Here is a 13,515-nt window from a genome sequence, read left to right as displayed (position 1 = left end):
ATTTAAATGCAGGTTTCATCCATTCAGGCGAAGTCAATCTTCGCCTTTTTTATGCTACAGTGCTATCTATTACTTACACTTTTCAGACATCAATATCTCACATGCTTGAATTTTGGTTTAACCCACAGGTTGCGGTCACAAAGAAAATTGCCCTGCTGATGCTGATCGCGCTGGTCACTGCAGCGGTATACTTCTTAGAACCCTTAAAGCTCGATGCGATTTTAATGTTTCTGGCCACAGGTATTGTTTTTTTAATTTGTCGTTACTGCAAAATTCATTTTACTGCACAACATCCCACAGGTTGGTTGGCACGACTATTGACTTGGATTCCACTGGCGTTGTTACTCGCAATAATTTTCATGCAGATTCAACACGGTGAAATTTTACTGTCGGGCGCTCAAGGCATTGGCTTTACCGCTTTGGCTATTTGCCTGTTTTCGCCGTTGGCTTTACTGCATCAACATCAAGCTTCCGACACACAATAAAGTCACAACTTTAAAAACTCTGCTATTATTCTTTCTGATTTACTGGGCATCGAATCGCCCAAACAAAAAATATTCACTTTTGCTTGACCAGAGAACGCTATGCGCCAGTATTTAGACCTACTCCAACATATTCTTGACCATGGTGGCGACAAAGGTGATCGTACCGGAACAGGTACGCGTTCAGTGTTTGGGCATCAAATGCGTTTTAACCTTGCGCAAGGTTTTCCACTACTGACCACCAAAAAAGTACATTTCCGTTCTATCGTAATTGAGCTGTTATGGTTTTTAAAAGGCGATACCAACGTCAAATATCTACAAGAACATAAAGTCAGTATTTGGGATGAATGGTCTACCGCAGAACAAACCGCGCGCTTTGGTCGTCCTGAAGGTGAACTTGGCCCAGTGTACGGACATCAATGGCGTAATTTTGGTGCAACACAAAAAGCCGATGGTCTGTATGAGCAAGATGGTTTTGACCAAATTGCATGGTTAATCAATGAAATTAAAACCAATCCAAATTCACGGCGTTTAATCGTGTCAGGCTGGAACCCGAAAGAAGCAGGTCAAGTTGCTTTACCGCCTTGCCATACTTTATTCCAGTTTTTTGTGCACAACGGAAAACTCTCATGCCAGCTATATCAACGCAGTGCCGATGTGTTTTTAGGCGTGCCTTTTAATATTGCCAGCTATGCTTTACTAACCCACATGATCGCGCAAGTCTGTGATTTAGAAGTCGGAGATTTTGTCTGGACAGGTGGCGATACGCATTTATATGCCAACCACTTTGAACAGGCACAGTTACAGCTAAGCCGTGAACCACTGGCGTTATGTCAGTTAAAACTCAATCCTGAAATCAAAGATATTTTCGATTTTAAATTTGAAGATATTGAAATTGTAGGCTATGAGTCACATCCTGCAATTAAAGCACCTGTCGCTGTTTAATTGCCTGTTGCTAGATTTATCATCTCAACATTTAAATTGCCCCAACGTCCCCAAAAGATGCTTGGCAGACTAAGAAAATACGAGCCTAATTATGTCATTTCAAAATTTAGAAGTTGTACACGTAGTCGCTATGGATCAACAACGCTGCATTGGTCAGGGTAACCAATTGCCGTGGCATATTTCGGCAGACTTAAAACACTTCAAAGAAATCACCCAAGGTGGCGTGGTGATTATGGGACGCAAAACCTTGGAGTCGATGGGACGCACCCTGCCTAAACGTGTCAATTGGGTGATTACCCGCGACCCAAACTGGGCATTTGAAGGCACAAAAGTGGCGCATAGCATTGAAGATGCCTTGCAACAAGCCGTTGCCGATGTTCAAGCCTCAGAAAAACCAAACACTTTATTTATTATTGGTGGTGGTGAAATTTTTAGCCAAACTATGCCGATTGCTGACCGTTTGGAACTGACGCATATTGAACTAGATGTTCAGGGAGATGCGCATTATCCTGCCATTCCTGCCGAGTTTAAAAAAGTGGCCTCAGAACAGCATGTCGATGAAAAATCAGGGATTGCCTTTGAGTTTGCCCGCTATCAAAAATAATGCTGACAGCTTTGGCAATCTTTGATTATCATAACTTAAACGGAATTTAACTTGCCTCAGGAATGGCGGATGCTGCATTTCATCTTCAGTTTAGGTGTCGTTCTTTCTTCTATTTGGCTCAGTATGGCCTTGTGGATTCATCAGCCTTTGGGTTGGTTAATGAGCCGTGTGCTGATTGGGACTTGGCTAGCCTTCACCCTCAGCATTTTGGGCATTTATATCACTCAGCATTTGCTCAGTCGCAATCAGGATATTTTGGTTTATCTTTTGGGTTTTACCTTGGGGCTGTTTTGGTATTTTGGGATGGATGCCAAGCAAGACCGTGACTGGAACCCTGAAGTAGCCCGTATGCTGCATTATGAACAAGTACAAGATCAGGTCACGCTGCACAATGTCCGCAATTTTGACTGGCATGCCGATGGCAGCTATACCGAACGTTGGGAAACCCGCCAATTTAACCTGAAACAGATTACGGGGGTGAATATCATCACCTCTTACTGGATGGGGCCAAAAATTGCGCATACCTTAGTCAGTTTTGACTTTGCCGATCAAGCGCCACTCACCTTTTCCATTGAAATTCGCAAAGAAAAACACGAAGAGTTTTCTGCGATTGGTGGCTTCTTTCGGCAATATGAACTCAGCCTTGTCGCTGCCGATGAAAAAGATATCATCTACACCCGCAGCAATATTCGGGGTGAGCAAGTTTATTTTTTCCCGATCCAGCTCAATCCACAAGAAGCACAAGCACTGTTTCAGGAATATCTGCATAAAGCCGATGCTTTAGCCGCCAAAGCGCGTTGGTATAATACGTTGACCAGTAATTGCACCACGCTGCTGTTTGACATGATTCAGGCAGTATCTCAAAAACGTTTCCCTGCCGACTATCGTCTGTTTGCTTCGGGTTATTTACCCAATTATTTATATGATTTGCATGCGCTGGATCATCGTTGGGATATGCAAACTTGGTATCAACGTGCCCACATTAACCCACGTGTGGAAAACTTAAAAGATATCCACAGCCAAGACTTTTCCGCGCTCATTCGACAAGGCGTGCAGCTCGATTCTTCAGCAAACATCAGCACGCCTTATTCGCATCCGACTTATCAGAACAAAGTGCTGCCCTGACCTATTTTGGTCATTTTGCGCAGATACAATCAATTCAGAGAAAAAACCACACCATATCTTGGAAAAAGTTGCAGCAAACATACAAATTTAACTAGAGCCACGGCGCATAATTTGTTTAGATAGCAACAATTTCAAAAAATTAGAGATCATTCCATGCTAAAAAAATACTTCGGGATCACCTTATTGGGTGCAATGATTGCTTTATCAGGATGTGAAACTATGCCAACTCAAACGAGTGCAAGCCAAATTAGCGCAATCAATCAAGCCAACTTAGTACAACGTACATGGACTGCTACGCAATTGGGCAACAGCATGTTAAAAACAGAAGCAAACCGCCAAAACTTGCCATATTTAAACTTTGATGCCGCCACACAAACAGTCACAGGTTCAGATAGTTGTAACCGACTCAGCGGTAGTTATGTCGCAGGACGTGACACCCTACAATTGGGGCAATTGACAACCACGCGAATGACTTGCTTAAATAACAACAACTTAGATCAGAAATTTCATGAAGCCCTAAATAAAGTGACGCATTATCAGGTCTATGGTAAAACCCTGAAATTGCTAGATCGCCATGGAAATTTACTGATTCAATTTGAAACACCAACGGCTGCACGTTAACGGCTAAGCCTAATAATAGACAGGCTTAAAATGGTTGATTCATAAAATATAAGGACAAAATCATGCAACAAGCATTGTTTGGTGGCGGATGTTTCTGGTGTGTCGAAGCTGTATTTTTACAACTGCAAGGCGTAGAAAAAGTCACCAGCGGTTATGCAGGTGGACATACCTTAAACCCAAGCTATGAAGATATTTGCCGTGGCGACAGCGGACATGCAGAAGTCATTTTGATTGATTTTGATGAGCAGCAGATCAGCTATTCACAATTACTTGAGGTGTTTTTTGCCACACACGACCCAACCACATTAAACCGTCAGGGCAATGATGTCGGCACACAATACCGCTCTGTGATTTATTATTTAGATGCTACACAGCAACAAGCTGCCGCCGAGATGATTGCAGCCTTACAAGCTGAAGGTGTGAATGTTGTGACTGAACTCAGTGCAGCACCTGAATTTTACCCTGCAGAAGACTATCATCAGAATTTCTTTGCCAAAAATCCAAATCAGGGCTACTGCAATTTTTCCATTCCACCGAAACTGAATAAATTACGCAGTAAATTTCAGCATTTACTGAAAGTATAACCATTGGATTTAAAAGCAAGTACAAAACGGTGATACTCATCTTTTGATGACATCACCGTTTACACCACTATTTATTTTACAAAAGTCGTCCAGACAAATGCCTGAGTACGTCCTTGTAAGGTCATCTTCAACTGATCGCCCGACTGTAATGCTGCCACCCCTGCAGGTGTACCAGTCATTACCACATCACCAGGTTCTAAACTAAATACTTGGCTAATATCTGCCAACAATGCCGCAATATCAAAAATCAATAAACTGGTATCGCCTTGCTGACGTAATTCATCATTAATGTCCAAACGATATTGCACGTTTTTCCAGTCCTGAATTTCCGATACATCCACCCAATCTGCCAACACACAAGAACCGTCAAACGCTTTGGCTCGTTCCCACGGCTGTCCTTTTTTCTTAAGTTCATCCTGCAATTCACGCAAAGTTAAATCCAAGCCCAAAGTCACTGCACTTACAGCATCCAATACTTTGGCAGGATCTGTGTCTGCATTTAAAGGCTGGTCAATGCGTAAACTCAATTCACATTCATAGTGACAATTGCCCCAGACCTTATTCCACGTAATCCCATCACTTAAACTGCGTAAACTGCTTGGCGGTTTAATAAATAACACAGGATGATCAGGTACAGCATTACCTAATTCTTTGGCATGGTCTGCATAACTGCGACCGACACAGACAATTTTAGATGGACGTGTACTCATGATCATCCTCGAATAACTCGTAAATTGGGAAAATTAGAACTTACTTTTTAAAAGTATTTTCAAAAACCGTTTGTTCTGCAGGCAGATTAAATGCACGTTTCGGTACAATCACCACTGTACGATTTTTTAATTCCAGCATATAGGTGAGTTTACCCACAGCGAAATTTTGCACCTCGTTATAATGAAATACCTGTTTACGACCATTGGCATACAGCTCGGCATAGTCCTGAAACAAATCAATGCCTTGCTCGCTTTTTCCAAATTGGTATTTTACAAACTGGCGTTTAAACATCATTGGCAAAAACCAATAACGCATTAAAGTTTGCAAGATTAAAAAGAAAGCACCGAGTGCAACATAATAGCGACCTACCCCATCGAAACCCAAATAAAAGCCCCAAGCAATAATCGCCACACTAATCAACGGTGTAATAAAACGGGTAAATTGTTTTTTACCAAAAGTCGCAAGGGCAAAGCCGTCTTGAGATTCTTCTAAATTTAAAAAATAGCGCAAAGACAATGCTGGCTGCGTGTCAGACATAAGCTCATCATCAAGTCATTCAAATTGAGCTAAATCTTACACTAGATTGAGCACTTTCCTTATTTTTTTCGTGTTTATTCGCTCAAAGCCAGACGTAAAACAATGGTCATGCTTTTGACACAGAAATTTCATCATTTTTAGATAGTGTAGATGCAAAAAAACCGCATCAAAAGTGCGGTTTTTTATTTCAAGTTGGTGCGCTCAGAGAGATTCGAACTCCCGACCCCTTAGTTCGTAGCCAAGTGCTCTATCCAGCTGAGCTATGAGCGCGACGACTTGATGGGGTGTATTATACGTGTTTTTTTCTGGCTGTTAAGTATTAATTCATCATTTTGCAATCAAATGCACAGATATTGGACGATTCAAAAGAATTTTAACGTAAAACCATGAGTACGCTATTCTTTTTAATAAACTGATTATTGTTTGAGTTTACTAAATTTCAGGCACAAAAAAACCGCATTTAAGCGGTTGATTGTTCAAGTTGGTGCGCTCAGAGAGATTCGAACTCCCGACCCCTTAGTTCGTAGCCAAGTGCTCTATCCAGCTGAGCTATGAGCGCATTACTTGTGTGCCAATTTAGGCGATACGTTACTGTTCGGTTTACTTATTGGTGCGCTCAGAGAGATTCGAACTCCCGACCCCTTAGTTCGTAGCCAAGTGCTCTATCCAGCTGAGCTATGAGCGCGACATAAGTAAAGCGTGGCGGTGAGAGAGGGATTCGAACCCTCGATACAGTTACCCGTATGCGTCCTTAGCAGGGACGTGGTTTCAGCCACTCACCCATCTCACCGTAACGTGCCGCCATAATACAAATTAAGTGCTAGCACTGCAAGCTTCGATACCACAATTTTTGCATATTTTTGCTCAATTAAATATTTTTTAAACAATTTTCAGGATTCATCACCAGAATTACGCCTGAACTTTTGGCAATCGCTGCACAAAAACTAGAAACATCGTAAAATAACGACAGAAAACACATTATTGCAATCATTTACGTGCAGTCTTTCCGTACATGACTTATGCTAAACCTATCTTCTGACATGAAGTTTATTCCATGATGAAAAATTGGGTCGATCCTGAAGCGAAAGCTGAAGCCGAACGCTACGAAAATCCTATTCCAAGCCGTACCTTAATCTTAGAAACCATTGAAACCTTGCAAGCGGCACAGTCACATGCAGACTTGGTAGAGCATTTTGCGATTGCCGATCAAAAAAGTATTGACGCCCTGAGCCATCGTTTAATTGCCATGGTACGTGATGGTCAGCTCATGAAAGATGGATTCAAGTTCCAGCTGGCTGCAGAACAACCGACTCATGACGCCACGGTTTACATCAACAGTAAAGGTTTAGGCACAGCCAATATTGCAGGTCATGAAGATATTTTATTGCCTGAACGCGAACTACGTTTGGTGTTTAATGGCGATCAAGTCAAAGTCCGCCAGACATCGGTAGATCGTAAAGGCAAGGCATGGGGGTTTATTACCGAAGTCACCCAGCGTCGTGTCAAACAAATCATTGGTAAATTGTCAGAATACGATGGTGAATATTTTATTCAGCCTGCCCAGCCAAATAGCCATCAACCCATTACCCTTGAAAAAGAATTAATTGAACATGCCCAAGTTAAATTGGGCGATTCTGTGCGCATTGCGATTGACGACTATCCAACCCGCGAAGAATTTGCCACAGGACATATTATTCAGTCGATGGCAGACAAAGCCGAAACTGAAATTATTATTCCGCAAACCATTTTAGAATTTGGTCTGCCGTATGAATTTCCTGAAGATGTCATTCAAGAAGCTGAAAGCTTTCAAGAACCGACTGCCCAAGACCGTGAAGGACGTGTTGATTTACGCGATTTAGCCTTAGTGACTATTGATGGTGAAGATGCCCGCGACTTTGACGATGCAGTATATGCAGAAAAACGTCCAGGCGGTGGTTACCGTGTCGTGGTCGCAATTGCCGATGTCAGCCATTACGTCCGCACAGGCAAACCTCTGGATGATGAAGCTCAGGAACGTGGGACTTCAGTCTATTTCCCGCATTTTGTATTGCCGATGTTGCCTGAAGCTTTATCGAATGGCTTATGTTCGCTGAATCCGCAGGTTGACCGTTTGTGTATGGTCTGCGATTTAAAACTGTCACGCGCAGGTCGTGTCACAGGTTTTGAATTTTATCCATCGGTCATGCATTCCAAAGCACGTTTAACCTATACTCAAGTGGCACAATATTTTGAGGGTGATAGTGCGGCAATTCCAGAAGATCGGGAGGTGCGCAAATCATTAAATACTCTGTTCCAACTGTATCAAGTGCTGAAAGGTTTACGTGCTGAACGTCATGCCATGGAGTTTGAAACCGTTGAAACCTACATGACCTTTGATGAGTTAGGTGGAATTAAAGAAATTTTGCCGCGCAGCCGTAACGATGCGCATAAACTGATTGAAGAATGTATGTTACTCGCCAACGTCGCAGCAGCAGAATATGCACTCAAACATGATGTGCCGATGCTGTACCGTGTGCATGAACCGCCAGAGTTTTCACGTATTCAAAAAGTCCGTGATTTTGTCAAATTACTTGGGCTACATTTCCCAGAACAACCCACTCAGACCGACTATCAAGCGGTGATTGAAGCCACTAAAGATCGTATTGATGCGCCAAGTATTCACGCGGTGTTATTACGCTCAATGATGCAAGCCTATTATGGCGCCAATAATTCAGGTCACTATGGTTTAGCTTACGATGCCTACACGCATTTCACTTCGCCAATCCGTCGCTACCCTGACCTATTGTTACACCGTGCCATTAAAGCGCATTTAAAACAAAAGCCATCTCCACTTTCAGGCGCAGCTTTAGATGATGCAGGCGAACATTATTCTGCAACTGAACGTCGTGCCGATGAAGCCTCGCGCTCTGTCACCACATGGCTAAAATGCCACTATATGCAGCAGCATTTGGGTGAAGAATTTGTGGGCGTAATTTCTGCAGTAGCCGAATTTGGTTTATTTGTTACTCTCAAAGACCTTTATGTCGATGGCATGATTCATGTCAGCCAGTTGGGCGATGACTTCTTTGTATTTGACCAAGCCAGCCAAAGTCTAATTGGACAAGCACGTGGTCAAAGCTTTAGCTTGGGCGATGAAGTTAAAATTAAAGTCGCGACTGTCAATTTAGAAGATCGCAAAATTGATTTTGAGCTCATGCAGCAACTCACCCATGCAGGTCGTGCTATTCGTATGCGCGCACCGCGCGTGGCAAAACCGTTCAGCCGTGAAGCCACTGAAGAAGTTTTTTCTGAGCGTCCAAGCAAGGCGACTTTAAGTGAAAACGGTGAGCAACCTGTGCCGAAGAAAAAGCCAAAAAGCAAACCGAGCTCTTACGGTAAAAAAACCTCAGCGAAGTCGGAAGCCAAACCGAAAGACAAAGCCAAAAAAAAGACCAAGGTGAAAAAGAAAAAAGCCAATGCCAAGTCTAAATTGGACTAGCATCAACTATTTTCAACTTCTTTCTAACAACTTCAAAAAGAGCTACGGCTCTTTTTGTTTTTGGGGATTGCGTCAAACAGCCGTATTGTGCTGAATTTATCACCTTGATTAGCTAAATCTGCCCTTATGCCTTGATTTCAGCCCTCAAAAGCCCTACATCTATAAATCATGAAAGAAATTTAGATGGCACTCAAAAAATGAAATTACAGCAAGCAACTTTACCTGTTCCACAGTTTGATCAAATTACCCTGGCAGATTTAAAACAAAAAATTGAGCATGCCATTCAGCAGGGACAAAACTTTTTAAATAATCTGACTGCAGTACCTGAAAATACGACGGCGCAATTAAATGTTTTAGAACAGATTGATCAGCTCGAAAATAACATAAGCGAAGCATGGGGCGTGCTGTCACATTTAAATGCGGTCATGAATAATCCTGAAACCCGCGAAGTGTATCAAGCGCTGTTACCAAGTTTAAGCGACTACTACACTCAATTGGGTCAGCACACGGTGTTGTATCAAAGCTATCAACATATTCACGACGCCAACACCTTTAAAGATTTGCCTGCTGCACAACAAAGCGCAATTCAACTGGCATTGCGCGACTTTAAACTGTCAGGTGTGGCCTTAGAAGGTGAAGCTAAAAAACGCTATGCTGAAATTTCAGCGCGTTTATCGCAACTGTCATCAGACTTTTCCAATCATGTGTTGGATGCCACCCAAGCCTATTACAAAGTATTGTCCGAAGATCAGCTCAAAGGTTTACCGCCAAGCAGCGTTGAATTGCTGAAACAATATGGTCAGCAACGCGAATTGGAACAAGCTGTGGCAACACTGGATATTCCTGCCTATTTAGCCATTATGACCTATGCCGATGATCGTGCTTTGCGCGAAACCTTGTATCAGGCATACACTACTCGCGCGTCCGATCAATCAGCCCAGTCTGAATTTGACAACACCCCGATCATGGAAGAAATCTTGCGTTTACGTCAAGAAATGGCGCAATTGCTCGGTTTTAACAACTATGCAGAATTATCCCTTGCCAGCAAAATGGCACCAAGTGTCGAAGCAGTCGATCAATTCCTGCGTGAACTGGCAGAACATGCTCGTGCACCTGCAGAACAAGAAATTGCCGAACTCAAAGCCATTGCCGCCCAAGATGGGATTGATACCTTACAACCGTGGGATACAGGCTACTATTCTGAAAAATTAAAATTACAGCAATTTAACCTTTCACAAGAAATGTTAAAACCATATTTCCCTGCACCGAAAGTGGTTGAAGGTCTATTTAGCATCGTCAAGCGTTTATACGATGTCGATATTATTGAGCGCGCTGCCTCTGTTTGGCATCCTGATGCACGTTATTTTGAACTTGAAGATCAAGGTCAAGTGATTGGTGGTTTTTACTTTGATCTATATGCCCGTACAGGCAAACGCGGCGGCGCATGGATGAGTGGTTTCCGTTCACGCATGCAATTGGCACAAGGTTTACAAAAACCAATTTGCTATATGGTGTGTAACTTTACCCCGCCTGTGGCAGATCAACCCGCGCTTTTAACGCATGATGAAGTCATCACCCTATTCCATGAATTTGGACATGGCTTACATCACATGCTGACTGAAGTAGATAATATTGCTGTGGCAGGTACACACGGTGTCGCTTGGGATGCGGTGGAATTACCAAGCCAATTCATGGAATTCTGGACTTGGGATCAAGACAGTTTAGATATGCTGAGTGCGCATATTGAAACCCAAGACACCCTGCCAGAACACCTGCTTAAAGCGCTGTTAGATGCACGTTTCTTCCAGTCGGGAATGCAAAGCCTGCGCCAAATTGAATTTGCCCTGTTCGATTTAAGTATTCACCGCAGCAACCCTGCTTTAAATGCAGAACAGATTCAAGCCATGCTGAATGATATCCGCCAAAACTATGCCGTTGCGCCAACTACAGCCTACAACCGCTTCCAGCACAGCTTCAGCCATATTTTCGCAGGCGGTTATGCTGCAGGATATTATTCATACAAATGGGCAGAGGTTTTAGCCAGCGATGCCTTTGATCGCTTTGAAAATGAAGGGCTATTTAATACTGAAACTGGCAAGCAGTTTAGACAGTTTATTCTAGCAGTTGGCGGAAAAGATTCAGCGCTTGACGCATTTATCAATTTCCGCGGACGCGAGCCAAAAATAGACGCACTATTACGTCATCAAGGTTGGACGAACACAGTCAAAAACGCTTAAACTAAGAACTTTAGATGAAGTTAGGGGAGTCGTGATGACCATTAAACGTCGTTTCATTGCAGGCGCAAAATGTCCAAAATGTCAGGCGATGGATCGGGTTGTCATGCTCACCGCTGGCGAAGCTGAATGGATCGAATGTATCGAGTGTGATTATACGGAAAACCGTCCGACACATATTGATGAACCTGAAATCCCAGAGGTTTCAGATGAAATTGGGGTGATCCAGTTTAAGCCGCGTCAGTCAAAGTAAAACAATAAGGTTCAACAACGCATGACTGAAGATCAACGACATAACCCTAAGCTCTTATGGGCCATTACGGGCGGGTTAATTATTGTCATTATTGCCGTATTTATCTTTCAATGGATGGGCGATAGCAACAATACTGCGCCTATAGAAACTGCCCCAACTACGGCGCCTGTAGCGAAAGCTGCACCTGCTGAAGCAACGCCATTGCAAGAAGATAAAGCAGCACCAAAACAGTTGGTCACAGAAGATTTACTCAAAGCACCTATATCTGAGAATGCAGCGCTTGCCAAAGAAGAAGTGGCTAAATTAGATGACATTCAAAATCAGCTGAATGATCAACGTGCCTTATTAAAACAGCAACATAACGATGCCGATGAATTGATTAAACTGAAAGAAGAACAAATCAAAATACTGGAAGCCCAACTGGCACAGTAAGCCTCCTCTGCTTCACATCAGTCATTTTAAAATACGATAAAGGGTCAGTGTTGTAGCCAATTTAAGCTAGAATAGCCAGAGGTTATTCTGGCTTTATTTGTATGACATCTTCTGGTTCTGCCCAACAAAATTTGCTCAAAGCAATTATGCTGTTGACCTGCTCTGCCTTTCTGTTTTCACTCATGGGAGTGTGCGTTCGTTACGCATCAGAAACGGTAGATAATGCCACAGTGGTATTTTTCCGTAATTTCATTGGTTTGTTTATTTTTATCCCGCTCATTTTCAATAAAGGCTTGGGCTTTTTTAAAACTGAAAAGTTATGGATGCACACTTGGCGTTCGGTAGTCGGATTAACCGCCATGTATGGTTTTTTCTACGCGATTGCCAATCTAAAACTGTCCAATGCGATGGTCTTCACCTATTCATCGCCTATTTTTATTCCCTTAATTGCATGGCTATTCCTTAAAGAAAAAATCACCAAACCAATGCTATGGGCTGCGTTCATTGGTTTATTTGGCGTGTTATTTGTCGCCAAACCCGATGCAGGTATGTTTAATAGCATGTCCGCGATTGGACTCAGTGCTAGTTTTTTAGCAGCGATGGCTTTTGTCACGGTACGCGCCCTGACTCAAACCGAACCGCCTGAACGCATTGTGTTTTATTTTTGCATGATTGGGACACTCATTTCTGTTGTACCGATGTTCTGGTCATGGCGTCCTTACAACTTAAAAGAATTGAGTTTTTTAATTGGTGCAGGATTGCTGGCCAATATCAGTCAGATCTTTATGTCCAATGCCTACCGTCTTGCCCCTGCTGGGCAAATTGGCCCTGTAAATTACATTGCGATTATTTTTGCAGGGATTTGGGGCTTTAGCTTTTGGCATGAAACGCCAGACTTATTTAGTTTAATTGGCTTTGCCCTAATTTTGCTTGCCATTATTTTGTGCAGTCCACTGTTACAAAAACACCTGAATCACCACTCACCACATTCTTAATGCTGTTTTTGTATTCCCTACACATCAGCCTCTTGACATCCTCCCCGACCTAAAGGACGGAGATTCCTACTGCTAGACGCTCATGCCCGAGCGCAAGAATATTCAGTGCGGAATTTACATCCCGATCATGGAGCGTACCGCACTCCACACACTGCCATTCTCTTATTCCAAGTCCTGCTCTACCTTGTATCTTAGTTTGTATAGTGATTAGCTATCACTATATGAAAATTGTAGAGCTTGTGTTCTACCTAAAACTTCTAAGTTTGTCCGAAAGAGTAAGTCTACAATTTTCCCCTAATTACTCCTTTCAACTCTGAACGGTAACTAAGCACTTTGATGTTGTATTCACAAGGTTAGATCGTGATTAGTGAGTAATTAAAACACTATATGGATTGTAGAGGTACACATGATTACATTGGGTATTGATGTCAGTAAAGCCAAAATTGATTGTTGTATTTTTCCTTCTGGTCTAACTGGAAAGAGAAAAACCAAAAGGTTTGATAATGCACAATCT

Annotated in this window: 13 protein-coding genes, 4 tRNA genes and 2 pseudogenes; 12 read left to right on the top strand and 7 right to left on the bottom strand. The window is 42.6% G+C overall.

What is annotated here, in order from left to right:
* The first annotated feature begins 101 nt into the window (after nucleotides 1-101).
* From AC07E5_RS02605 to msrA, 6 genes are all read left to right on the top strand, one after another.
* Entirely contained in the window at nucleotides 102-485 is a 384-nt protein-coding gene (locus AC07E5_RS02605; RefSeq protein ID WP_253131870.1) for a hypothetical protein, read from the top strand.
* 99 nt (nucleotides 486-584) lie between these two features.
* A complete protein-coding gene (thyA, locus tag AC07E5_RS02600) occupies nucleotides 585-1,427 on the top strand; it encodes a thymidylate synthase (protein ID WP_004974795.1) in 843 nt (280 codons plus the stop codon).
* A gap of 91 nt (nucleotides 1,428-1,518) precedes the next feature.
* A complete protein-coding gene (locus AC07E5_RS02595; RefSeq protein ID WP_004974792.1) occupies nucleotides 1,519-2,031 on the top strand; it encodes a dihydrofolate reductase in 513 nt (170 codons plus the stop codon).
* A gap of 69 nt (nucleotides 2,032-2,100) precedes the next feature.
* Nucleotides 2,101-3,156: an Lnb N-terminal periplasmic domain-containing protein gene (locus tag AC07E5_RS02590; RefSeq protein WP_253131872.1), complete on the top strand. Its 1,056-nt coding sequence runs from the start codon at nucleotides 2,101-2,103 to the stop codon at nucleotides 3,154-3,156.
* Nucleotides 3,157-3,309: 153 nt separating this feature from the next.
* Nucleotides 3,310-3,777 (top strand): META domain-containing protein, encoded by a 468-nt coding sequence (locus AC07E5_RS02585; protein WP_253131874.1) that lies wholly within the window; start codon nucleotides 3,310-3,312, stop codon nucleotides 3,775-3,777.
* Between the two features lie 62 nt (nucleotides 3,778-3,839).
* Complete coding sequence (msrA, locus tag AC07E5_RS02580) at nucleotides 3,840-4,361, top strand: peptide-methionine (S)-S-oxide reductase MsrA (RefSeq protein WP_004974785.1); 522 nt, start codon at nucleotides 3,840-3,842, stop codon at nucleotides 4,359-4,361.
* Nucleotides 4,362-4,432: 71 nt separating this feature from the next.
* Here the strand turns inward: msrA and AC07E5_RS02575 are convergent, their stop codons facing one another.
* The 6 genes from AC07E5_RS02575 to AC07E5_RS02550 form a co-directional block, all read right to left on the bottom strand.
* Nucleotides 4,433-5,071, bottom strand: coding sequence for a fumarylacetoacetate hydrolase family protein (locus AC07E5_RS02575; RefSeq protein ID WP_154320311.1), 639 nt, complete (start codon nucleotides 5,069-5,071; stop codon nucleotides 4,433-4,435).
* Nucleotides 5,072-5,111: 40 nt separating this feature from the next.
* Nucleotides 5,112-5,609, bottom strand: a complete 498-nt coding sequence (locus tag AC07E5_RS02570) for a YcxB family protein (RefSeq protein ID WP_096901373.1) — start codon at nucleotides 5,607-5,609, stop codon at nucleotides 5,112-5,114.
* A gap of 193 nt (nucleotides 5,610-5,802) precedes the next feature.
* Nucleotides 5,803-5,879: transfer RNA gene (locus tag AC07E5_RS02565), tRNA-Arg, on the bottom strand.
* Between the two features lie 212 nt (nucleotides 5,880-6,091).
* Nucleotides 6,092-6,168, bottom strand: a tRNA-Arg gene (locus AC07E5_RS02560).
* Between the two features lie 49 nt (nucleotides 6,169-6,217).
* Nucleotides 6,218-6,294 (bottom strand) — tRNA-Arg (locus AC07E5_RS02555).
* A 15-nt stretch (nucleotides 6,295-6,309) separates the two neighbouring features.
* A tRNA-Ser gene (locus tag AC07E5_RS02550) sits at nucleotides 6,310-6,399 on the bottom strand.
* Between the two features lie 264 nt (nucleotides 6,400-6,663).
* Between AC07E5_RS02550 and rnr the strand changes: the two genes are divergently transcribed.
* From rnr to AC07E5_RS02525, 5 genes are all read left to right on the top strand, one after another.
* Nucleotides 6,664-9,087 (top strand): ribonuclease R, encoded by a 2,424-nt coding sequence (gene rnr, locus AC07E5_RS02545; RefSeq protein ID WP_179989890.1) that lies wholly within the window; start codon nucleotides 6,664-6,666, stop codon nucleotides 9,085-9,087.
* Between the two features lie 197 nt (nucleotides 9,088-9,284).
* Entirely contained in the window at nucleotides 9,285-11,324 is a 2,040-nt protein-coding gene (locus AC07E5_RS02540; RefSeq protein ID WP_179989888.1) for a M3 family metallopeptidase, read from the top strand.
* A 40-nt stretch (nucleotides 11,325-11,364) separates the two neighbouring features.
* Nucleotides 11,365-11,574, top strand: coding sequence for a YheV family putative zinc ribbon protein (locus AC07E5_RS02535; protein ID WP_171062592.1), 210 nt, complete (start codon nucleotides 11,365-11,367; stop codon nucleotides 11,572-11,574).
* Between the two features lie 21 nt (nucleotides 11,575-11,595).
* Nucleotides 11,596-12,006, top strand: a complete 411-nt coding sequence (locus AC07E5_RS02530) for a hypothetical protein (RefSeq protein ID WP_179989886.1) — start codon at nucleotides 11,596-11,598, stop codon at nucleotides 12,004-12,006.
* 101 nt (nucleotides 12,007-12,107) lie between these two features.
* A complete protein-coding gene (locus tag AC07E5_RS02525) occupies nucleotides 12,108-13,001 on the top strand; it encodes a DMT family transporter (protein ID WP_004974770.1) in 894 nt (297 codons plus the stop codon).
* A 49-nt stretch (nucleotides 13,002-13,050) separates the two neighbouring features.
* Here the strand turns inward: AC07E5_RS02525 and AC07E5_RS02520 are convergent.
* Nucleotides 13,051-13,188: pseudogene (locus AC07E5_RS02520) on the bottom strand (zinc ribbon domain-containing protein); the annotation flags it as partial.
* Between the two features lie 219 nt (nucleotides 13,189-13,407).
* Here AC07E5_RS02520 and AC07E5_RS02515 point away from each other — a divergent pair.
* A pseudogene (locus AC07E5_RS02515) lies at nucleotides 13,408-13,515 on the top strand (IS110 family transposase); the annotation flags it as partial.

Source organism: Acinetobacter seohaensis (assembly GCF_056431365.1).
The sequence above is the reverse complement of the archived record's forward strand: the minus strand, read 5'-3'. Positions and strand labels throughout refer to the sequence as shown.

What these genes read in the sequence shown, in the direction of transcription:
- AC07E5_RS02525 (WP_004974770.1), top strand. Translation starts at nt 12,108, where the DNA reads ATGACATCTTCTGGTTCTGCCCAACAAAATTTGCTCAAAGCAATTATG.
- AC07E5_RS02575 (WP_154320311.1), bottom strand. Translation starts at nt 5,071, where the DNA reads ATGAGTACACGTCCATCTAAAATTGTCTGTGTCGGTCGCAGTTATGCA.
- AC07E5_RS02570 (WP_096901373.1), bottom strand. Translation starts at nt 5,609, where the DNA reads ATGTCTGACACGCAGCCAGCATTGTCTTTGCGCTATTTTTTAAATTTA.
- AC07E5_RS02605 (WP_253131870.1), top strand. Translation starts at nt 102, where the DNA reads ATGCTTGAATTTTGGTTTAACCCACAGGTTGCGGTCACAAAGAAAATT.
- AC07E5_RS02585 (WP_253131874.1), top strand. Translation starts at nt 3,310, where the DNA reads ATGCTAAAAAAATACTTCGGGATCACCTTATTGGGTGCAATGATTGCT.
- msrA (WP_004974785.1), top strand. Translation starts at nt 3,840, where the DNA reads ATGCAACAAGCATTGTTTGGTGGCGGATGTTTCTGGTGTGTCGAAGCT.
- thyA (WP_004974795.1), top strand. Translation starts at nt 585, where the DNA reads ATGCGCCAGTATTTAGACCTACTCCAACATATTCTTGACCATGGTGGC.
- AC07E5_RS02595 (WP_004974792.1), top strand. Translation starts at nt 1,519, where the DNA reads ATGTCATTTCAAAATTTAGAAGTTGTACACGTAGTCGCTATGGATCAA.
- AC07E5_RS02590 (WP_253131872.1), top strand. Translation starts at nt 2,101, where the DNA reads ATGCTGCATTTCATCTTCAGTTTAGGTGTCGTTCTTTCTTCTATTTGG.
- rnr (WP_179989890.1), top strand. Translation starts at nt 6,664, where the DNA reads ATGATGAAAAATTGGGTCGATCCTGAAGCGAAAGCTGAAGCCGAACGC.
- AC07E5_RS02540 (WP_179989888.1), top strand. Translation starts at nt 9,285, where the DNA reads ATGAAATTACAGCAAGCAACTTTACCTGTTCCACAGTTTGATCAAATT.
- AC07E5_RS02530 (WP_179989886.1), top strand. Translation starts at nt 11,596, where the DNA reads ATGACTGAAGATCAACGACATAACCCTAAGCTCTTATGGGCCATTACG.